Origin of the sequence: Microvirga terrae (genome assembly GCF_013307435.2) — a bacterium.
Lineage (GTDB): Bacteria > Pseudomonadota > Alphaproteobacteria > Rhizobiales > Beijerinckiaceae > Microvirga > Microvirga terrae.
Map to the genome: position 1 here is coordinate 2,433,146 of NZ_CP102845.1, position 20,237 is coordinate 2,453,382.

At 61.7% G+C, this 20,237-nt stretch carries 17 protein-coding genes; 7 read left to right on the forward strand and 10 right to left on the reverse strand.

Annotated features, from left to right (window positions below):
* Nucleotides 1–71 precede the first annotated feature (71 nt).
* Genes HPT29_RS11580 through HPT29_RS11610 form a run of 7 tightly spaced genes read right to left on the reverse strand, consistent with a single transcriptional unit; the run spans nucleotide 72 to nucleotide 6,601 of the window.
* Nucleotides 72–1,061 (reverse strand): isoaspartyl peptidase/L-asparaginase family protein, encoded by a 990-nt coding sequence (locus tag HPT29_RS11580; RefSeq protein ID WP_173950285.1) that lies wholly within the window; start codon nucleotides 1,059–1,061, stop codon nucleotides 72–74.
* Complete coding sequence (locus HPT29_RS11585) at nucleotides 1,058–2,119, reverse strand: DmpA family aminopeptidase (RefSeq protein WP_173950286.1); 1,062 nt, start codon at nucleotides 2,117–2,119, stop codon at nucleotides 1,058–1,060. The genes HPT29_RS11580 and HPT29_RS11585 overlap by 4 nt, the downstream gene beginning before the upstream one ends.
* Nucleotides 2,119–3,015 (reverse strand): polysaccharide deacetylase family protein, encoded by an 897-nt coding sequence (locus tag HPT29_RS11590; RefSeq protein WP_173950287.1) that lies wholly within the window; start codon nucleotides 3,013–3,015, stop codon nucleotides 2,119–2,121. The genes HPT29_RS11585 and HPT29_RS11590 overlap by 1 nt, the downstream gene beginning before the upstream one ends.
* 49 nt (nucleotides 3,016–3,064) lie before the next feature.
* Nucleotides 3,065–3,820: an SDR family NAD(P)-dependent oxidoreductase gene (locus HPT29_RS11595; RefSeq protein WP_173950288.1), complete on the reverse strand. Its 756-nt coding sequence runs from the start codon at nucleotides 3,818–3,820 to the stop codon at nucleotides 3,065–3,067.
* Complete coding sequence (locus HPT29_RS11600; RefSeq protein ID WP_173950289.1) at nucleotides 3,817–4,833, reverse strand: ketopantoate reductase family protein; 1,017 nt, start codon at nucleotides 4,831–4,833, stop codon at nucleotides 3,817–3,819. Before HPT29_RS11600 ends, HPT29_RS11595 begins: the two co-directional genes overlap by 4 nt.
* Nucleotides 4,834–5,529, reverse strand: coding sequence for a creatininase family protein (locus tag HPT29_RS11605; protein ID WP_173950290.1), 696 nt, complete (start codon nucleotides 5,527–5,529; stop codon nucleotides 4,834–4,836).
* Nucleotides 5,516–6,601 (reverse strand): GntR family transcriptional regulator, encoded by a 1,086-nt coding sequence (locus tag HPT29_RS11610; RefSeq protein WP_173950291.1) that lies wholly within the window; start codon nucleotides 6,599–6,601, stop codon nucleotides 5,516–5,518. The genes HPT29_RS11605 and HPT29_RS11610 overlap by 14 nt, the downstream gene beginning before the upstream one ends.
* 96 nt (nucleotides 6,602–6,697) lie before the next feature.
* On the opposite strand from HPT29_RS11610, the gene HPT29_RS11615 reads away from it, so the two are divergent.
* From HPT29_RS11615 to HPT29_RS11645, 7 genes are all read left to right on the forward strand, one after another.
* Entirely contained in the window at nucleotides 6,698–8,278 is a 1,581-nt protein-coding gene (locus HPT29_RS11615; RefSeq protein WP_173950292.1) for an ABC transporter substrate-binding protein, read from the forward strand.
* 145 nt (nucleotides 8,279–8,423) lie between these two features.
* Nucleotides 8,424–9,398 (forward strand): ABC transporter permease, encoded by a 975-nt coding sequence (locus HPT29_RS11620; protein ID WP_173950293.1) that lies wholly within the window; start codon nucleotides 8,424–8,426, stop codon nucleotides 9,396–9,398.
* Nucleotides 9,395–10,306: an ABC transporter permease gene (locus tag HPT29_RS11625; RefSeq protein ID WP_173950294.1), complete on the forward strand. Its 912-nt coding sequence runs from the start codon at nucleotides 9,395–9,397 to the stop codon at nucleotides 10,304–10,306. Before HPT29_RS11620 ends, HPT29_RS11625 begins: the two co-directional genes overlap by 4 nt.
* Entirely contained in the window at nucleotides 10,303–11,322 is a 1,020-nt protein-coding gene (locus HPT29_RS11630) for an ABC transporter ATP-binding protein (protein WP_173950295.1), read from the forward strand. The genes HPT29_RS11625 and HPT29_RS11630 overlap by 4 nt, the downstream gene beginning before the upstream one ends.
* Complete coding sequence (locus tag HPT29_RS11635) at nucleotides 11,274–12,278, forward strand: ABC transporter ATP-binding protein (protein ID WP_173950296.1); 1,005 nt, start codon at nucleotides 11,274–11,276, stop codon at nucleotides 12,276–12,278. Before HPT29_RS11630 ends, HPT29_RS11635 begins: the two co-directional genes overlap by 49 nt.
* A gap of 18 nt (nucleotides 12,279–12,296) precedes the next feature.
* Nucleotides 12,297–13,820, forward strand: a complete 1,524-nt coding sequence (locus HPT29_RS11640) for a carboxypeptidase M32 (RefSeq protein ID WP_173950297.1) — start codon at nucleotides 12,297–12,299, stop codon at nucleotides 13,818–13,820.
* Nucleotides 13,821–14,001: 181 nt separating this feature from the next.
* Entirely contained in the window at nucleotides 14,002–15,672 is a 1,671-nt protein-coding gene (locus HPT29_RS11645; protein WP_259060577.1) for a methyl-accepting chemotaxis protein, read from the forward strand.
* A 58-nt stretch (nucleotides 15,673–15,730) separates the two neighbouring features.
* Here HPT29_RS11645 and HPT29_RS11650 read toward each other — a convergent pair whose 3' ends face one another.
* The 3 genes from HPT29_RS11650 to HPT29_RS11660 are packed head-to-tail and all read right to left on the reverse strand — an operon-like array spanning nucleotide 15,731 to nucleotide 19,711.
* The gene (locus HPT29_RS11650) at nucleotides 15,731–16,819 is read right to left on the reverse strand and encodes a siderophore-interacting protein (protein ID WP_173950299.1); all 1,089 of its coding nucleotides are present in this window, start codon (nucleotides 16,817–16,819) and stop codon (nucleotides 15,731–15,733) included.
* Nucleotides 16,820–16,845: 26 nt separating this feature from the next.
* Nucleotides 16,846–18,801 (reverse strand): Fe(3+)-hydroxamate ABC transporter permease FhuB, encoded by a 1,956-nt coding sequence (gene fhuB, locus HPT29_RS11655; RefSeq protein ID WP_259060578.1) that lies wholly within the window; start codon nucleotides 18,799–18,801, stop codon nucleotides 16,846–16,848.
* Between the two features lie 4 nt (nucleotides 18,802–18,805).
* Entirely contained in the window at nucleotides 18,806–19,711 is a 906-nt protein-coding gene (locus tag HPT29_RS11660) for an iron-siderophore ABC transporter substrate-binding protein (RefSeq protein WP_173950552.1), read from the reverse strand.
* Nucleotides 19,712–20,237 lie beyond the last annotated feature (526 nt).

The window sequence follows — 20,237 nt, forward strand, 5'->3', positions numbered from 1 at the left end:
CGAGATCACGTCAGACTCTCCCTTGGCTATGCCTCGCCATCATTCATCCACGAGCGTCCGAATTCAATGCCTCAGTTCCGCTGGTCATTCGGATCAGAGAACTCAACGAGCGGCTCGTCATAGATCGCTGTAAGAAGCTTGCCGTCGCTCCTGACGATGCCGCGATACATTCCCGAGCAGTTGAAGGGTAGGGACAGATTGCCAGCATGATCGACGGCGATGATGCCACCAGATCCGCCAGCCGGTGCCAGCGTGTCGATTACGACAGCCCGCGAAGCCTCTTCGAGAGACTGAGCCGCATAGCGCATCCGGGAGGCAATCTCGTGAGCCGCCGCATAGCGGATGAAGATCTCTCCATGGCCGGTGGCCGAGATGGCGCAGGTTTCGTTGTCGGCCCATGTTCCGGCTCCAATGACGGGACTGTCGCCGACACGTCCGGGTGACTTCGCCGTCATGCCGCCGGTGGATGTCGCCGCGGCAAGATTTCCATTGCGGTCGCGGGCGACTGCGCCAACCGTCCCATGCTTGCGCGACTCGTCTTGGTCGTCGGCTCCGCTCTTGCGCATCGCCAGAGTTTCCTGCAGGGCGTTCCAACGTTGCTCAGTGTAGAAGTAGGACGGATCCTCGAACGGAAGGCCCTGCCTCCGACAGAATTCCAGGGCGCTTTCGCCGATGAGAATGACATGGCCGGAATGCTCCATGACGGCGCGTGCGGCGAGGACCGGATTGCGCGGCCCGCAGATACCTGCCACGGCTCCTGCGGAGCGGTCACGTCCATCCATGACGGCAGCGTCCATCTCCTGTTTGCCGGCCGAGGTATAAACCGCGCCGCGCCCAGCATTGAAGAGAGGCTCATCCTCGAGCGCCATGACCGAAGCCGAGACTGCATCAAGCGCACTGCCGCCATCGGCCAGCACAACGCGGCCGGCATTCAACGCCCGGCGCAGGCCTGCGTGATAAGCGGCCTCGCGTTCAGGCGTCATCCTGCTGCGCAAAATGGTGCCTGCACCTCCATGAACTGCCAAGGAAAAGTCGTTCTGCGTGGTCGGATTGCTTGTCATTGGCTCACGTCCCCAGAGAGTGTCGCGAGAGTGTCGAGCAGGCTCGGACGGTGATGGCCCGTGCGGCCCGTCATGGAGTTTGCGGCGACCAGCGCATCAAGGACGGCCTCCTGCGTGGAGTCCGCCACGGCTTGGAAGAGAAGGTCGATGCGCTGCTCGCTCAGGATCCGAATCTCGACAAGATCCGCATTCCCGTCGTGAGCCAGAATATTGCCTGTGGTGAAGCCGATTGCGATGTCGCCGCTGCCATGGCCCCAGAACGAGCCGAGCCGGGCCAACCCTACCCCCGAGCGCCGCAGGACGCGCCTGAGCTGTCGATCGCTGAGCGGGATGTCGGTAGCTGCCACGATGATGATCGAGCCTTTCTCGGTACGATCGGGTTCAGAACTGGGTGTGACAGGCGAGATGATCCTGCCATCGGGCAGGCGCAGGTCACCTGACCGACCGAAGTTTGACAGAACGAGAACACCAAGATGAAAGCTCTGTCCGTCGATCTCGAGACGGCGGGAGGCTGTGCCAATACCGCCTTTGAACCCGAATGTGCTCATCCCGCAGCCGGCGCCGACCGATCCGACCGCGACGTCCGATGAAGCGATGTCCAGAGCGGCTCGCGCATCGTCCTCTGCAACGACGAGAGCCTGGATATCGTTCAGATAGCCGTCGTTGCACTCGAGTACGACCGGGTTGACCGTTGATGTCTCTCTGCCGATATCCGGATTGCTTGAGATCGCGTGGCGCACAAGCGCCGTGCAGCAGGTCCCGACCGAAAGGGTGTTCGTGAGGAGAATAGGTGTTTCAAGGGTACCCAGCTCCTCGATCTGCATCAGACCTGCGCTCTTGCCGAAGCCGTTCAGGACATGCACGGCAGCGACTGGCTTCTCGCGATAGAGGTTGCCGCCATGCGGGATGATGGCCGTCACGCCGGTTCGGATGTCGCCATCATTGAGGGTGCGATGGCCGACCCTGACACCCGGGATATCGGTGATGCTGTTGAACCTGCCTGGTTGCAGGCTGCCACAGGCGAGACCAGCATCCTGGGCGCGACGGGCGCGATCCATCAGGGGCATTCCGCTTTAACAAAGGCGGCAATCTCCGCATGAGTGGCAATCCACACATCCGACCGCTGGGTGATTTCCTCCAGGAGCTTCTCAAGGATCCAGATGCGCGAACGGTATCCCGTCACGTGCGGATGCATGGTCAAAAGGAAGAGGCCGCCCTCCTCATAGGCGCGGTCGAATTCGCGGAAGAAGATGTCGTAGACAGCCGTCGGCGGGGTATGCGGGCGCAGGCCGTTGAAGCGATGCATGTTGAAATATACCGCATCGTCGCGAATCCACTCGACGGGAAGCTCCACGATGCCCGTAGGCTCGCTGTTTTCCAGCAACTCATAAGGGTCGTCGTCGGCCATCAAGGACGAGTCGTAGAGAAGACCGAGCTCCCGTTCGATTTGCAGGGTGCTTGGGCTGAAGTCCCAGGAGGGTGTGCGTAAGCCTACAGGTCGGACTCCGGTAATCCGCTCCAGGGTATCAGCCGCGCGGAACATGAGATCACGTTCAATCTCATAGGGAAGTTGACTGTTTAATTCGTGGATCCAGCCATGAATGCCGATTTCATGACCTTCTGCGACGACCCGCCGTTGCTCATCCTCGTAGAGAAGGGCGGCCACGGCCGGGACGAAGAACGTCGCCTTGGCGTCGAACCGGGCAAGCGCGCTGAGAATTCGCGGAACACCCTGGCGATTGCCGTACTGCCCCTGCGACATGCGGCCCACGGATCTGCCTCCGTCCCGCAACTCGTTCGTTTCGTGATCGGAATCGAAAGACAGGGCGACAGCGCAGCGGGCTCCATTCTTCCATTTCGCCGGTTTCATGGGCCGTCCAGCGCGCACGTGCTCGACCTTACTCCGCCAGGTCTGCTCGTCCCAAGCCCAGGGTTGGCCGCCGATATCATCCATGATTCTTCCTCGATTTCGTTATTTGAAACCTGGTTATTCCGCCCGGGTCTCAGGAGCGCCCACCGTCCGCCGAGATGATCTGGCCGGATATCCAGGATGCAGCATCGGATGCCAGGAACATGACGGCATTGGCGATATCCTGAGGGTGACCAAGCCGGCGCGTGTGAATGCTCTCCACCAACCGAGACTGGCCCTCAGAGCCATAGCTCTCCCATTGGCGCTGGGTCGCCGGATTGGACAGCACTAAGCCCGGAGCGACACTGTTGACGGTAATTCCATGGGGACCAAGTTCGAAGCTGAGTTGCTTCGTCAAACCCACTAGAGCATGTTTCGACGCCGTGTAGGCCTGAATCCCGGTCAGGCTCGGGCGCAGGCCCGCTCCGGACGAGATATTGACGATGCGGCCGAACTTCTGGCGCTTCATGTGGGGAGCGACGGCCTGCGAGCACCAGAACGCGCCATGCACATTGGCCTCGAAGAGCACAAGCCACTCGTGCTCGCTCACCTCGTCGATCGGTTTCGCCACCTGGCCGCGGACCCCGCCCGCGCAATTGACCAGGATGTCGATGCCCCCCAGGCTCTCCGCCATCTCTTCGAACACGTGACCGACAGCGCCACGATCGGCCAAGTCGAGGGCGCGCGTTGCCACCGCGCCTGCTTCCGAAGCGATGCGCAATCCGGCCTCGTCCAGGTCGAGAGCCCAGACGTGGGCGCCTTCCGATGCGAGGCATTGCACGATGCTCCGTCCGATGCCCTGTGCGGCCCCAGTGACTGCGACCCGACGGCTAGTGAAATCCAGATTCATAACTTCAGCATTTCGTCCAGAGTGGACCAGGATTGTTCTCGCCGCACATCCTCGATGTGATGGATCAGTTCGACGAGCCTGCTGATGGCAGGGGTCGCGATCCCGGCTTCGTGGCCGAGGGTTGCGATGATGGCGATCTGGGCGTCCACCTCGGTCTTGCGCTTGCGCACGGCGAGATCGCGCCAGATACCGGAATGGGTCTTGGCCGTATGCCGGTTGAACTCCGCCATGTCGGCGACCGAGCGGCGGGCAGCATCTTCATCAGCCCCCGGCATGAAGGCATCCGGGTTGAACCCGTTGAAGCCCAAAGGCTTAACGCCGCGCGCCTTCGCCACCGCCATCACCTCCTGACCGAGTCGACGGTAGACTGGAAAGTGACGCTCAGAGGCAAGGTTCTCCGACATCGAGGCGTTGGTCAGGGCCGTCGCAAAGAGCAGGGAGCCGTAGCCCAGCTTGCCCCACAGATAGCCCCAGATGTTGTCGGTGAGCACGGCCTTCGGCTCGAAGATCGACAGCAGACGATGGTATTCGCGCACGGCGTCGCTGGTCTGGCCGTCGAGCCCGCCGACCGCGACGGCTGCCCGATTACCAAAAAGAATACGTCCCGGCTCCAGCCAGTCCGCGCCGAAATTGACGAAACAGCCGATGGTCCGTTCGGCGCCGATCTCCTCGGCGATGATGATTTCGTTCAATCCGTTCTGCGCAGAGAGAACGGTGCCGCTCTCCGCAAGATAGGGCTTCAGCGAGCGGACGGCATCGCGTGTATGATGAGCCTTGACTGCCAGGATGATGCGGCTGAACTGACCTTCGACGTCGCTGGGCCTTGCGGCTTTGACCGATTGTCGAAACGTTTCGACGGGGCCCTCGATGAGTAGTCCGTCCGTGTTCATGGCCTCCACATGCGGCTCGACGATATCCACGAGCAGCACGTCCTCGCCAGCGCGGGAGAGGTATGCCCCGAGCGTACCGCCAATGGCGCCGGCGCCCCAGATAAGAATGGTGTTCCGGTTCATCTACCAAGTCTCGATAAGTGCGCGGGTTTCCTCGATCGCCACAGCCCAGATGGCGTTCATGTCGTCGTCCGATCGCTGGAAGTAACCGCCGAAGTTTCCGTCCTGCAGGATCTCGCGGACTCCTTGCGGACCGAACGTCCGCATCCGCTCAAGATCGACCATCGGCTTTTGATGCGCCGGCTGCTCGACACCGTCCAGACGTGTCCAGGGGAAGTTCTCCATCCAGGAGGCATGGGAAGCTATCGGATCGATCTGCTTCACTTTCTCGAACGTGCGGGGTGCATTCCACCAGTTGTGGAACTTCACCCGACACTCCCGGTTCTCGCCCATCCATTCGATGGCAGCCGTTTGGCCAGGCGCGTTCCCGCCATGACCATTGACGAAGAGAATGCGCCGGAAGCCCGTGCGCTTCAGCGAATCGAGGATGTCGGTGATAATGCGAAGATAGGTTTCTGCCCTCAGTGAAACGGTCCCAGGATAGGCCATGAAGTATGGCGTGATACCATAGGCCTGGACGGGGAACACCGGAACACCTGTCGGTTCCGCGGCTTCCAGAGCCACGCGCTCCGCCAGAATGCTGTCGACGGACAGGCTCAGATAGGCATGCTGCTCCGTGCAGCCGAGGGGAACGACCGCGCGATCATCCGTCTTCAGGTATTCTTCGACCTGAAGCCAGTTCATCTCACTGATTTTCATGAAAGGTTTCCTCTTGCGAAACGATCGACGAGCGCAACCGCTCGATTGCGGGAAGCAGGGTCGCACGGATGGCGTGGGGGTCCGGCACGTAGCGGAACTCCATGGCCCGACGATCCGGCGGCAACACTTGCCTGACGGCCACTTCCGCCCCGCTGGCATAGATCGCCACATCGACCTGAGACAGGAACGTTTCCAGATCGGGTGCCGTGATCAGACGCACATCCACATCGGAAACGTGAGGCGCGAAGCGCAGGACGCCCGGTTTCATCAGCGCAGTGAACTCAGGGAAGATCGACACGATACCGACGCGCGCCATAGGGTCGATCATGGCCAGCTGTGCGCGCGTCTCTTCGGCCGGGATAAAGCTCAAGCCGACAACTGGAACGCCTTTCGGAACGAGATGCTCGACCTCGCCGCGCCGATGGGCGAGCGTCACGCAAATATCGCAGGGAGAGGGGAAGGACTCACCCGTGTGCAGTGCATCGACCGTCGTCACCGCGATCGTATCGCCTGGACCAAGATAGTCCTGGATGCAGTTGGCGTATTGCTGTGTCGTCTCGACGAAGTTGCCCACCATGACGAGGCGCAATGCCCTGGAAGGCGTTGGACCTCGCGCGGCGCGGGCGTTGACTAGCGACGAAACGACGGAGGGAGCCAGACCGAGTTGCTCCGCCTCGTGGAAGAGGCCCTCGATCCGGCGCTGAATCTTCCGGACTGCACTCGACCGGAGGCCGTCGCTATTGTGTCCGTCGCCTACATAGGTGCCTGCCCCAGGCTTCGCCTCAATGAGCCCCGCCTCGCGTAGCTCGCGGTAAACCGTCGCCACGGTCATATGTGCGATCCCGGCCCGCTCCGCCAACTCCCGGACCGAAGGCAATCGCTGTCCCGTAGGAAGTTCGCCGAGAGCAATGCCGAACTCAATCAGCCCACGTAGCTGAATGCCGAGCGGCACGGGCAGGGTACGGTCGAGGGCTCCCGCGAGGTCGGCAAGGATCCGCTCATCAGGTGTGCGTTCCGTGTCGCTATAACGGATGCTCTCACAAGCGTCAGATGTTGCTTGAGGTTTGGGCAAGGCGCTGTTGACTTTTCTTAATCGAGTGACCTACCGTTCTAATCGATAAGAACACCTTGGACGAAAAGCCAGGGTCTTAGCAAGAGGGGAAGTGAAGTGAAACAAAACTTCAAGCTTGGTGGATCGCTCGTTGCCGCTCTCGTCCTCGGGACCGTTCTTTGCGGCTCGGTTTCCGCTCAAACGCTGACCATGGGCCTGCGGGCTGGGCCGGACTCGATCGACCCGCATTGGTCGACTCTCGGCAGTCAGGCAGAAGCGCTGCGCCATATCTTCGATACGCTCGTCATGTCGGACGAGAACTTGGGTCTGAAACCCGGTCTGGCGACGTCGTGGAAGCCGATTGACGACACGACCTGGGAGTTCAAGATCCGCGAAGGCGTGAAATTCCATGATGGATCGGAGCTAACCGCTGAGGACGTGAAGTTCTCAATTGATCGCATTCCGGTCGTCACCGGCCCCATGAGCATGACGATCTACACGAAGCAGGTTGCGGAGGCGAAAGTCGCCGACAAGTATACCTTGCACGTGAAGACCAAAGCTCCGGCGCCGACCCTGCCGAACGATTTCATACGCCTCTTCGTGGTATCGAAGAATGTCGGGATGGAGGCTCGCAACGAGCAGTTCAATTCGGGCAAGGCCGCCATCGGGACAGGTCCCTACAAGTTCGTCTCATGGGAGCCGAAGGGCGATCTCGTCCTGGAGCGCTTCGACGGCTACTGGGGCGAGAAGCAGCCCTGGCAGAAGGTTGTTCGCAAGGAAATCCCAAGCGATCCTGCCCGCATGGCTGCCCTGAAGTCGGGTCAGGTCGACTTAGTGAACTACGTGCCGGCCACCGATTATGCTGCGATGCAAAAGGACAAGTCCGTCGATACGTTCGTGGCCGATTCAGTCTATTTCCTGAATCTCACGCCGAATGTGAAAGAGACGCTGCCGAGGAAGGTGAAGGTCGACGGTAAGGAGATCGATGCAAACCCGTTGCGCGATCCCAAGGTGCGTGAGGCCATGGACCTTGCAATCGACCGCAAGACTTTGGTTCGCGTCGTGCTGGAAGGCCTGGGGCGCCCGGCCAACCAGTTGATGCCCGCCAGCTTCTTCGGCGGCAACAAGAATCTGCCGGAGCGTCCTTACGATCTGGCAAAGGCCAAGCAGCTTCTTGCCGATGCCGGCTATCCGAAAGGCTTCGAGATCGATTTCCACTGCACCAACAATCGTCTCCCGGGCGACGGCGCGGTGTGCGAGGCGCTCTCGCAGATGTGGGCCCGCGCCGGCCTGAAGGTGAATGCCAATGCGCTCAATGGAACCGTGTTCTTCCCGGCGCAACAAAAGGGCGAATTCTCCCTATGGATGAGTGGCTGGGGCACGCTGACCGGCGAGGCGAGCTATACGTATGGATCGCTCGTTCATACGGCGGATCCCCAACTCGGCCTCGGCGCGTTCAACAAGCAGGGTTACTCCAATCCGGAGGTTGACAAGCTGCTGGAGGAGGGCGCGCGCACCATGGATGATCCGAAGCGCCGCGCACTTTTCGAGAAGGTGACGGAAGTTTCCATGAACGATCGCGCGTTGATCCCGACAGTTCAGATCCAGACTGTCTGGGCCGCCAAGAAGGGCATGCTCGCCATTCCTCCGCGCGTCGACCAGGAGACCCTGGCCTATGAGATCAAGCCGAAGAGCTGATCGCATCCACAGGCGGTCGGCATCAGCCGGCCGCCTTCTCCCGAGGTAACTCTAACCTCCTTGTATTTTAGATTGATGCTCACCCCGGAGCATTGAGCACCTCGTCCCTGACTTCACAACATCCTGGCACCATGCACGAGACAGCATGATTGGTTTTCTTATTCAGCGGGTCCTTCAGGCGCTCATGGTCGTGATTGCCATGTCGATCATCGTGTTCCTGGGCGTCTATGCCATCGGCAACCCGATCGACGTCATGATCGATCCTGCATCCGACCAGGCGTTGCGTGAGGCCCTGATCCAGCGCTACGGCCTCGATCTGCCCCTGTACGAGCAATACTTCGTCTTCATGAGCAACATGTTGCATGGGGATCTGGGGGAATCGTTCATCTACCGGCTGCCCGTTCTGAACCTGATATGGTCGCGATTTCCGGCGACGCTGGAGCTTGCGCTGACCGCGATGCTGATCGCCACCTGTCTCGGCATTCCGCTGGGCTTATGGGCAGGCTACAAGCCGGAGTCGCTCTCCGCCAAGGCGATCATGGCATTCTCGGTCCTCGGTTTTAGCGTTCCGAGCTTCTGGGTCGGGCTTCTGCTGATCATGGCCTTTGCGGTCGAACTCGGTTGGTTTCCGTCGGGCGGGCGCGGCCCGACCACCCACGTGCTCGGCATGAACCTGTCGATCACCTCTTTGGAAGGTTGGAGTTACATCATCCTGCCAGCCTTCAATCTGGCGCTGTTCAAGCTGGGTCTCCTGATCCGACTGACACGGGCAGGCACGGCCGAAGTGATGAGCTCCGACTACGTGCGCTTCGCCCGGGCCCAGGGATTGTCCGAGAGCAAGGTCGTCGGCCTTCACGTGCTCAAGAACATCTCGATCCCCATTGTGACCGTCTTCGGTCTGGAGCTTGGCTCCACACTTGCCTTCGCGGTGGTGACGGAAACGGTTTTCAACTGGCCTGGCATGGGCAAACTGATCATCGATTCGATCACCGTGCTCGACCGTCCTGTCATGGTTGCATACCTCATTCTCGTCGTGTTCCTCTTCGTGATGATCAATCTCGTCGTCGATCTAGTCTATGGCCAGCTAGACCCGCGCATTCGTGTAAAGGCGGCGTCATGAGCAGTTCTTCCGCTCTCCCGTTACCCGCCGAGACCGGCTGGAGCCGGATCTCCAACTTCTGGTCGGATTTCCGGCAAAGCCCGGTCGCCGTCGCGGCCTTGATCGTGGTCGTCGTCGTGGTTCTCATGGCTGTTCTTGCGCCGTTCGTGACGCCGCAGGATCCCTACAACCAGGAGGCCCTCGATCTCTTCGATGCTCGTCTCGAGCCCGGGGAAGTCGGGTCCGGCGGTTATGTCCACTGGCTTGGCACGGATGCCGCGGGCCGCGACATCTTTTCTGCGATCCTGTACGGGCTGCGCACGAGTTTGATCGTCGGTGTCATGGCCGGTACGTTGGCGCTCGTTCTCGGCACGACGGTCGGTCTCATTGCAGCCTATTACGGCGGCCGCATCGAGGCGCTCATCATGCGCGTTATCGACCTTCAGCTCTCGCTGCCGGCGATCCTGCTTGCACTGGTTCTCGTGGCAATGTTAGGGCAGGGGCTGATGCAGCTCGTCGCTGCACTGGTCGCCGCGCAGTATGCCTATTTCGCCCGCACGACTCACGGTGCGGCCAGCGCGGAGAGGCGCAAGGACTACATCGAGGCAGCGCTCTCGACCCCGCTGCCAGCCCGCCACGTCCTTTTCCGCCACCTCCTGCCCAATGCCTTGCCACCTCTAATCGTAGTCGCAACCGTCCAGGTGGCGAACTCCATCGCCCTCGAAGCGACGCTGTCCTTCCTGGGACTCGGGCTTCCCATCACGCAGCCGTCGTTGGGCTCGCTGATCTCCAACGGATTCCAGTTCCTGCTGTCGGGGCGCTACTGGATCTCGATTTATCCGGGAATTGCCCTCATGCTGACCGTCGTGGCGATCAATCTGGTGGGCGATCAGGTCCGCAACGTTCTGAATCCGAGGCGCAGCCGATGAGCGACGCGGTTCTTCGTGTCAAAGACCTTCAGACCCAGTTCCAGACCCGTGCTGGGGTGCTGAAGGCCGTCGACGGCGTCAGCTTCGAAGTCGGGCGTGGCCGCATTCTTGGGCTTGTCGGCGAGTCGGGATCGGGCAAAAGCGTCACGGGCTACTCCATTCTCGGCCTGGTCGAGCCGCCCGGCAGGATCGCGGGCGGCGAGGTTCTCCTGAACGGAAAGGACCTCACGCGCCTGAGAGGCGAGGCCATGCGTCAAGTTCGCGGCGCCCAGATCGCCATGGTCTTCCAGGACCCGATGATGACGCTCAATCCGGTCCTCAAGATCGGAACGCAGATGATCGCGGCAGTGAGGGCTCACGACAGGGCCTCACGCAAGGCGGCACGCGCGAGAGCACGCGACGCCCTCGCCAAAGTGGGCATTCCGAGCCCCGAGGAGCGTCTCGACTCCTATCCGCACCAGCTCTCCGGCGGCATGCGTCAACGGGTGGCCATCGCCATCGCGCTCCTGCATAGCCCCGCGGTCATCATTGCGGACGAGCCGACGACAGCGCTCGACGTCTCCATCCAAGGTCAAATCCTGGCGGAAGTGCGACGCCTCGCCGACCAGACCGGAACGGCTTTCGTCTGGGTCACCCATGACCTCGCAGTGGTGTCGAGCCTCGCGGACGACATCTGTGTCATGTATGCCGGGAAGGTGGTGGAAAGCGGGCCGGCCGCCGAGGTAATCGCGTCGCCGCGCCATCCCTATACGGCCGGTCTTCTGGCGTCCGTGCCCGCGGAGCATAAGCCTGGAACCAAGCTTCCTCAGGTTCCCGGATCGACGCCCTCGCTGGCTAACCTGCCACCCGGTTGCGCCTTTGCGCCTCGGTGCGCCAAGGCGGGACCCGCCTGCACGACGACACCGCCTGTTCAGACCTTCGAGGACGGACGTACCGCCCTCTGTCATTACCCGATCGAGCCCATTTCATGCCAGCCGCACTCCTTGACGTCGCACACGTATCGAAGCGCTTCGTAAAGCATCCGAATCTCGGGGAGCGCATCGCCGGACTTCTCGGTGCCGGGCCGAAAGCCGAGACCGTGCGCGCGGTGACCGATGTCAGTCTCACGGTTGCCAAGGGCGAGGTCGTGGGCCTCGTCGGGGAGTCCGGCTGCGGGAAATCCACGCTTGGTCGGATGATCGCCGGGATCTACACGCCGAGCGACGGCAAGATCCTGTTCGATAGGACGCCTGTCGCGAAGGCGCAGGGACGGCGCACGCAGAAGCTGACGACGCGTGTCCAGATGATCCACCAGGATCCCTTCGCGAGCCTCAATCCGCGTATCCGGATCGGCGATACGGTGGCAGAAGGCCCGGTGGCGCACGGCATCGTGAAGTCCCGCGAGGCGGATGACTACGTGGCGGATCTGCTCGGGCGCGTTGGACTCGATCCCGGTTACCGCAGGCGGTTCCCGCATCAGTTCTCCGGTGGTCAGCGCCAGCGCATTGCCATCGCCCGTGCGCTTGCCATGAAGCCCGACCTTCTGGTGCTTGACGAGCCCGTGGCGTCCCTCGACGTTTCCATCCAGGCGCAGGTGCTCAATCTGTTCATGGACCTGCGTCGAGATTTGGATCTGACGGGAATCTTCATCAGCCACGATCTCGGCGTCGTGCGTCATGTCTCGGACCGGGTCGCGATCATGTATCTCGGCCGCATCGTCGAGCTGGCGCCGACTGCCGAACTCTATGCCAGCCCGAACCATCCCTATACGCGCGCACTCTTCGAGAGCGTGCCCCGCATCGGCGTGGGTCGGAAGGATTTTCGCCCGATCGCCGGCGAAATTCCATCCCCGCTTCACCCACCGAGCGGATGCCATTTCCATCCGCGGTGCCCCCTTGCGGGGCCCCGGTGCAAGCGCGAGGCGCCCGCGCTGGCCGCGATCGCTCCTGGCCGGTTCTCCGCCTGTCATCTCAACACCGGCGGCACGGAATAATCGAGAAGTTCGACAGACATGACCCAGCAAGCTTCTCTCGCAGCGCTCCAGGAACGCGTTGCCGCCGTTAACGATGTGCTCAATGCCGTATCGGTGCTCACGTGGGATTCCCGCACGATGATGCCCACAGATGGAGCGGAAACCCGAGGCCTCCAGATCGCGACGCTGACCCGGCTTGCTCGCGATCTGCTCCTTGCGCCCGAAACAGAGAAAGCCTTAGAGGAGGCCGAGCGGGCGACGGAAGGCTTCGGGCAGGACGCTGCCGAACGACGCATGGTGCAGCAGACCCGTCAGGCGGTGGAGCACCATAAGCGTGTTCCGGTCTCTCTGATCCAGGAGCGGGCGGCTCTTCGCACAGTCGCGCAGGCGGCCTGGATCGACGCCCGATCGAAGAGCGACTTCGCTGTTTTCTCGCCCTATCTTGCCAGGACCATTGCGCTATCCCGGGCCTATGCCGATTGCATCGGCTGGAATGAGCACCCCTATGACGCCATGGTGTCTATCTACGAGCCTGGCGAGACCGCAGCGAGCCTGAAAGAGCTGTTCACGACATTGCGGGCCGGGCTTCAGCCCATCCTGGATGCCGCAAGGGCTCGTCCTCAACCCCGCTCTGACTTCCTGTTCCGCGATTTTCCGGAGGAAGGGCAGAGAGCCTTTGGCCTGAGCCTCGCGGAGAGGCTTGGCTATGACTTCCGGCGCGGGCGTCTGGACACCACCGTCCATCCGTTCGAAGTGTCGTTCACCCGCAACGACGTGCGGATCACGACCCGCTACAACCGCAACTACCTGCCAGCCTCCATTTTCGGCACCGCTCACGAGACCGGACACGGTCTCTACGAGCAGGGGGTCGATGCGGCTCATACCCGGACGACACTGGCGACTGACCTCGTTGGTCTCTATGCAGTCGGAGGAACGAGCTTTGGAGCCCATGAATCCCAGTCGCGCCTTTGGGAGAACCACATCGTTCGAAGCCAGACGTTCTGGCAGAGGCACTTCTCGGATCTGCGGAAGCATTTTCCGGATCAGCTTGGCGATGTCAGCGCAGACGAGTTCTATCGCGCCGTCACGCGCGTCGAGCCCGGTTTCATTCGCGTCGAGGCCGATGAACTGACTTATGATTTCCACATCATGCTGCGCGCGGATATCGAATGCGCGCTCATGGACGGCTCGCTTGCGGTCGACTATCTACCAGAAGCCTGGAACGCGGCGATCAGGCGTGATCTCGACCTTGTGGTACCGGACGATGCCCGCGGCGTCCTGCAGGATGTGCATTGGTCCACCGGCTATATCGGCTCGTTCCCGACCTATACCATCGGAAATGTTATGGGCGCTCAGGTGATGGACACCCTGTGTGGTCGTAATCCGTCTCTCGGTGATGCGATCACGGCCGGACATTATGGGATCCTGGCAGACGAACTGCGCACCCGGATCTGGCAGCACGGTCGCCGCTTTACGCGTGACGAACTGCTGGAGCGTGAAACGGGTCGCCCGCTCGATCCAGGCCCTTACCTTCACTATCTGCGCAGCAAATACGCTGCATGAGCGATGCGCTACAAAGCCCACTCATAGCAACATGGTGCGAATTCGCCGACATTCTGAGAAACAGGTAAATATACTCATACTAAAGTAGGTCAGCATTAACCAGCCCTGATGTATCGCGGAGCAAATCACAATAAAGTGGGGCTCCTCAGTGCTGAAAAGTGTTACGTTATCCATGAAGATCATGGCACTCGTCGCCGTGATCATTTTCGCGACGGCCGGAACCATGTGGTTTGCGGCCTCCCGACAGGTCTGGTCCGATCTGGAAGTGCAGCAGCAGCAGAAGGCCGAACAATATCTGCGCAGCCTTTCTCTGGTTTATGCTGCTCGGGTGTCCGGTGCCGAGGTCAAGACCGAGCAAGGACGGGTCGCTCGCATCGTGAGCCCCCCGCTGACTGAATTCAGAGATTTCGCGGTCGTCGACGATTCCGTGTCTTATGTCGGCGGGAACGCCACGATCTTCACCTTCGACGCAACCCAGGATGCGTTCATCCGCCGCGTGACAACCGTGAAGAAGGAAAACGGCGAACGGGCGGTCGGAACGGCCCTGGCTCCCGACAGTCCGGCCCAGGCTCATGTCCGCCGTGGAGAGCCCTATTACGGCCCGACCGTGCTCTTCGGCACTCAGTTCTACACCGCGTATCAGCCGACCTTCGACAAGACCGGCAAGGTCAATGGCATTCTCTATGTCGGCGTGCCGGTTGCCGATCTCCATGACGCCTATTCATCAACAATGTCGATGCTGACGATTGCAGCCGGTGCGATTGCTATCCTCGCGTGCATTGGCGCTCTGCTGATCGCCACGCGCCTTTTCCGGCCACTGAAGGCGATAACCCTCCGCGTCGAGATGTTGGCAGAAGGGGATCTCGAAAGCACCATCGGCTATCAGGATCGCGGCGACGAGATCGGTGCGGTGGCCAAGTCCCTGCAGGTCTTCAGGAGCGGCTTGATCGCACAGCGGCAGGCAGCTGAAGTGGCGGCCCTCGAGCAGGAGGCAAGGACGCGTCGCGCTCAGATGCTGGACAAACTCACGCAGCACTTCGAGGAGAAGGTCTCGTCCCTGACCCGTCGCCTGTCCGTGTCCGCATCCGACCTGGAATCGACCGCCCAATCCATGACCGCGGTTGCCGACAAGGCCACGCACCAGTCCGTCGGCGTCGCATCGGCGTCGCAGCAAACCTCCGCCAACGTGCAGACAGTCGCAGCCGCAACGGAGGAGTTGTCGATCTCGATCCGCGAGATCTCCGCACAGGTCGCTCAGTCGTCGAGCATTGCGGAACGAGCCGTGACGGATGCGCAGCGTACCAACGGAATCGTGCAGATGCTCGCGGGTTCTGCCGACAAAATCGGTCACGTCGTGCAACTCATCAACAGCATTGCGTCTCAGACCAATCTACTGGCCTTGAACGCGACCATCGAGGCGGCGCGCGCGGGCGAGGCCGGCAAGGGCTTCGCCGTGGTGGCAAGCGAGGTGAAGGAGCTCGCCAACCAGACGTCGCGGGCCACCGAGGAGATTTCGGGCCAGATTGCCAGCGTTCAGCAGGTCACCGCCGAGGCCGTGCAGGCCATCCAGGCGATCGCAGGCACGATCGGCGAGATGTCCCAGATCTCGGTGGCGATCGCGGCCGCCATGGAGGAGCAGGGGGCCGCCACGGCTGAGATCTCGCGCAATGTCCACGAGGCGGCCCGCGGCACCGAGGTCGTCACGGGCAGCATCGGAGAGGTTCGCCAGGCTGCTGGAGACACGGGAGCAGCAGCAACCCAGGTTCTCGCGGCTGCCCAGGAACTGGCGCGGCATTCCGCCAGCCTCGGACAGGAGGTCGATCACTTCTTGTCCGGCGTCAAAGCCGCATAAGTCCCCTGGCGCTCGCCTCAAGGTGAGCCGCAGCAGAAAGATCTGTTGCGGCTCTCCGTCAATGCTCAACCTGATCGGCCGAATGTCCAGCGCGCCAATAGGCAACGACTTGGTGCTCCGTGGTCGGGATCTTCCATTCCTGACGCAGGAGCCTCTTGAGACATCGGCAGCTCTTCTGCTCGCAGCCGGCCCAGATGAAGCGGCGGCGCTCGTCCGAAGGCACGTCGATCGCGCGTACGGCATCCTCGATGAGGGACGTCGTTCCCGCGGGAGCTCCGTTCCGGTGCATCCAGCGAATGTCCAGTGCGGCCCTGGAGCAGAGAGGCTGCTCCTCGCTGGCATCCTCCACTTCGAGAAGCACGGTCGCTCTGCATTCGGAGGGCAGTTCCGCCAAGATGCGGCTGATGGCCGGGAGGGCCGTCTCATCTCCCGCGAAAAGGTACCAGTCGGCCGCGGGCAGTTCGCCGCCACCTGGACCCATGATTCCGATTGTATCGCCGGGACGAGCCTGTAAAGCCCAGGTAGAGCCGGGCGTGTTGTCTCCTTCGTGCAGGACAAAGTCGATCTCAATCTCGTTTCGCTCCACATCGATCTCGCGGATCGTATAAATCCGCATCACCGGCCGATCCTCGCCGCGCGGCCCGACGGGCCGCCCATCCTCGCCCATCACGGGCCATGAGGGAGCACGTCCGGAGCTCGGAGGAAAAAGCAACCGAACATGCATGCCGCCCGTTGCAAAACGTGCGAGATCGCGCCCCTTGAGACGCACCCGGCGCATGCGCGGGGTGACATTGGTCGCGTTGACGACGTGCATCTCACGAAAATACGGGAGCGGCGTTCCGGCCTGACCATCTCCTTCCCAGGCGATGCGGGGGCTCTCCCCCTCGACGAAGCCGATGATGTGCTCCGCCAGGCTCCATTTGACATATGCGAGACCCGTTGCATCAGGCCCTTCCGCAAGGAGGTAGAGAGCGTCGTCACGCGCTTCCACTAACGCAGTGCCGTATTCGAATTCCACCCTGGCGGAGTGTGCGGACCGGTCGACCCGTCCATGTTCGACGAAATGCTCGCAGAGCTTGTCCATCATCCGAACGGGGCGTGCGAGCGTGACCGAGGCCTTGGCGCGAAGAGTGGTTGATGTCGTCATTTGTTCCATGGACATATGTGCTCCGTCTATCTGTTCCGGTGCAGGAGCCAGACCAGGTACGGTCCCCCGATGAGTGAAGCGAAGAGACCCAAAGGGACCTGGTAGGGAAAGGACGCGATCCTGGACAGCCAATCGGCTCCGGCCATCAATCCCGTGCCGATCAGGACCGCAGCCAGAACCTGGTGGTGCGCACGGCCGAACCCGACCAGCCGCGCCATATGGGGTGCGACAAGACCGACGAAGCTCAGCGGGCCGACGACAAGCGAGGCGGCTGCCGTCAAGCCAGCGGCGACGACGGTGAGCGCCATCCGGCTGGTGCGAAGCGGCAATCCTATCGCCCGCGCTTGATCGGGGCCAAGAGGCATGATTTCAAGCCAGCGGAAGATCAGAGGCAGGAGCCCGAGCAGGAGCGCCGCCACCGCGACGGTGATCGATGCCTCTGCCCAAGTGATATGGTTCGTCGCGCCGCTGAGCCAGGCGAGGAGTTGAAAGGCGCGCACATCCCCCGTGATCATTGCTGCGTTGACAAGGGCGTTGCACAGCGCTCCGACGGCGAGGCCTCCAAGCAGGAGCCGCTCTGGATTTCGGTCCTGCCGACTGGCGACTGCGAGGAGTGCGCCCAATACGACAACGACGCCCACGGCCCCTCCAGCGAGGCGGATGCCCGTAGTCGCGTTCGATACCGTGAAGAGAACCGCTGTGAGTCCAATGCCGGCGCCCGCACTCACACCGAGGACTTCCGGACTCGCGAGAGGGTTGTCGGTCATGCGCTGCAGGATCATCCCGGCGGCCGCCAGCATGCCCCCGGCAGCCGCTGCCGCGACGATGCGTGGTGCGCGAAACGGAAGAAGGTCGCTGAGAAGCCGGCCCGTCGCAAGGTTCCAGCCGTCGGGGCCACGCCCGACGAGGAGTGCCAAGGTGATCATCGCGATGACAAGGAACGAGAGCGCCGCTAGCATAGGGGTGGGATACATGATGCGCCGTGAGGGCGCGGGCTGTCCGGAAACCGATGCATGGCGGGGCAGGTTGAGCCTTGGCAGCAGATACAGGAGAAGCGGTCCTCCGAGGAGAGCCGTGGCAACTCCGGTCGGTATCATCTCGGCTGATTCATGGGCCGTAAATTGAACGAGACCGTCCGTGAGCCACAGGACGGCGGCTCCGATGAGCGGCGCGGCCAAGAGAATGTCGCGCTGCGTGCGGGCACCGCCCAGCCGAGCCAGCGTCGGAGCCGCGAGCCCGACGAATCCGATCAAGCCGACCTCAGCCGTGACGGTGGTCGCGAGCCATACGGCGAGAGCGAGGGTCGCGAGGCGTAAGGCCAGAAGATTGACCCCGAGGCTGCGCGCGCTCTCATCGGCGAGACCGAGAAGCTCCAGCGGCCGGATCAGGAGAAAACAAGCCGCGAAGGTGACCAGCAGCGTGAACGCAAGTGCCCGGACCGGGCCCCAGCCTTCCTGAGTCAGGGAGCCGCTGCCCCAGATCAGGAGCGACATCATGTATTCGCCATTGGCGAGGATCAGCGTCGCACTCAGTGCCATCGCGACGAGAGACACTACCATTCCGGCAAGAACGATGGTGATCGGCTCGAGCCCACGCCGCCAGCTCAGAGCCATGAGCATGATCGTGACGGTCAGCCCACCGACAAGGGCGACTGTCTCACGTGTTGTATCCATGAGCGCAGGCGCGAATAGGGTGGCCGCCGTCATGGCAAGTTGCGCGCCTGCTGAAATGCCGAGCGTCGACGGATCGGCGATCGGATTGCGCAGGGTCTGCTGCAAGAGGGCGCCGGAAAGCCCGAGCGCGGCGCCCGACAACAACGCCACAACGGCACGCGGAAGCACGCTGTTGAACAGAAGGATGCTGTTGAGATCGAACCTCTGTCCGCTCGCCAGCGGGAAAAGGCACAGGATTTGATAGCCGCATAAACCCACGGCGGCGGCAAACACCACGAACCACATCAACGTGAACGGTCTATGTGTCATGCTTTCAATCAACGCCGCCTCCGGCACCGGCGAGCGCGCCGGTCAGCAGGCGTGCGAAACGGCGCGCCGCCGGAAGGGCGCCGAACGGATTGATGGATGGGAGCACCACGACGCGCTCTTCACGGACCGCCGGGAGTGCCTTCCACAGGGGACTGTCGCGCAGGGTGCTTTGTGCATCCGGAGGGACTGGAGAGATGATGACGATCCAGGCCTCGGGCACCTCGGCGAGAGCCTCGAGGGGAACTGGTGCCGCCGCGGCATAGCTGGTGCGCTTCGCCCAGGCATTCCTCAACCCAAGGCGCTGGAGAACGTCGCCGAACATGCTGTCATAGCCAAAAGCCCTGAAGTGCCGGGCATCACCAAGGTTGATGAGGAAAACGGGCCGTGGCGTTCTCTCGGCAAGGCGGCGGCTGGCCCGTGCGATCTCGAGGGACGCTGCATCGATATAGGACCGCGCCTGCGCAGTCCGGCCAAGCTTTTCGCCGAGCGTCATCGTGATCTGCTCGGCTGGAGCGTAGGGAGGGCGGCCGGGCTCGTATACCGCGTAGGATGCCACGGGAGCAATCTGTTGGAGGCGATCCTGGATCCAGGAGAACCAATGCGAACTGACGATCAGATCGGGATTGGACAGGCGCAGCATCTCGAAATTCGGTGAGCCTCTCAGGCCCAGATCGGCAACCTGAGACGGCACAGTCGGCTCGACGGCGATTTTTCGAAATTGGACGAGTTCGGTTGCGGCAACGGGCGTGACGTCCAGGGCGAGCAGGGTCTCGAACATGGCCCAGTCCACAACGGCGGTGCGCTGGTGCGGCTGCGCCCTAACGCTGCCGGCGAGGAACGAACCGACCGCGGCTGTCAGAAAGTGGCGTCGGCTCGCCGCGAATGCAGCGTGACATGAGGTGGGCTGCATCGACATGCGACGTACCTGAACTCTCGAATCTTGATCGGAGTAGAAAATATACTTCGAATCTTTGGTCAATACTTTGATGATATGCCCCGCATGGCTTGGTGACTTGACGCCGGATCGACCCATTCAGCGGCCAGACAAGATCCGACCTCGTTCAGGCACCGACGGTGGTCATGAACCGCGGCTGCGATCACGTCAACATTTTTGTACCAAAAAGTGTAGAATTACTATCAACTTAGAATGGTTCGAGATTGGCCGTTCAGACGAAGGTGCCTCTGCTTTCCTCGACCGGACGGTGCTGCATGGCTCCGTCAGACGGCTCAACGGTCGACGACAATGTCGGATTGCGCCGACGTCAACGTAGAACACTCTCAAGTTTAGAGCATTTTAAAAGAGTATAAATCTGAATTATAGCAATTCTAAATTGCTGTTTAGAGTAGTTTTAAAACATAACTCTTGCCACAGCTTAGTGGAACTCATAGTCAGGCGACTGGACCGGCAATTCCTTGATTGCGCCTGCATGTGAGAC

Coding starts and splice junctions, on each gene's coding strand:
- HPT29_RS11580 (WP_173950285.1), bottom strand. CDS start 1,061: ATGACAAGCAATCCGACCACGCAGAACGACTTTTCCTTGGCAGTTCAT.
- HPT29_RS11585 (WP_173950286.1), bottom strand. CDS start 2,119: ATGGATCGCGCCCGTCGCGCCCAGGATGCTGGTCTCGCCTGTGGCAGC.
- HPT29_RS11590 (WP_173950287.1), bottom strand. CDS start 3,015: ATGGATGATATCGGCGGCCAACCCTGGGCTTGGGACGAGCAGACCTGG.
- HPT29_RS11595 (WP_173950288.1), bottom strand. CDS start 3,820: ATGAATCTGGATTTCACTAGCCGTCGGGTCGCAGTCACTGGGGCCGCA.
- HPT29_RS11600 (WP_173950289.1), bottom strand. CDS start 4,833: ATGAACCGGAACACCATTCTTATCTGGGGCGCCGGCGCCATTGGCGGT.
- HPT29_RS11605 (WP_173950290.1), bottom strand. CDS start 5,529: ATGAAAATCAGTGAGATGAACTGGCTTCAGGTCGAAGAATACCTGAAG.
- HPT29_RS11620 (WP_173950293.1), top strand. CDS start 8,424: ATGATTGGTTTTCTTATTCAGCGGGTCCTTCAGGCGCTCATGGTCGTG.
- HPT29_RS11625 (WP_173950294.1), top strand. CDS start 9,395: ATGAGCAGTTCTTCCGCTCTCCCGTTACCCGCCGAGACCGGCTGGAGC.
- HPT29_RS11630 (WP_173950295.1), top strand. CDS start 10,303: ATGAGCGACGCGGTTCTTCGTGTCAAAGACCTTCAGACCCAGTTCCAG.
- HPT29_RS11635 (WP_173950296.1), top strand. CDS start 11,274: ATGCCAGCCGCACTCCTTGACGTCGCACACGTATCGAAGCGCTTCGTA.
- HPT29_RS11640 (WP_173950297.1), top strand. CDS start 12,297: ATGACCCAGCAAGCTTCTCTCGCAGCGCTCCAGGAACGCGTTGCCGCC.
- HPT29_RS11645 (WP_259060577.1), top strand. CDS start 14,002: ATGGCACTCGTCGCCGTGATCATTTTCGCGACGGCCGGAACCATGTGG.
- HPT29_RS11650 (WP_173950299.1), bottom strand. CDS start 16,819: ATGACGACATCAACCACTCTTCGCGCCAAGGCCTCGGTCACGCTCGCA.
- fhuB (WP_259060578.1), bottom strand. CDS start 18,801: ATGACACATAGACCGTTCACGTTGATGTGGTTCGTGGTGTTTGCCGCC.
- HPT29_RS11660 (WP_173950552.1), bottom strand. CDS start 19,711: ATGCAGCCCACCTCATGTCACGCTGCATTCGCGGCGAGCCGACGCCAC.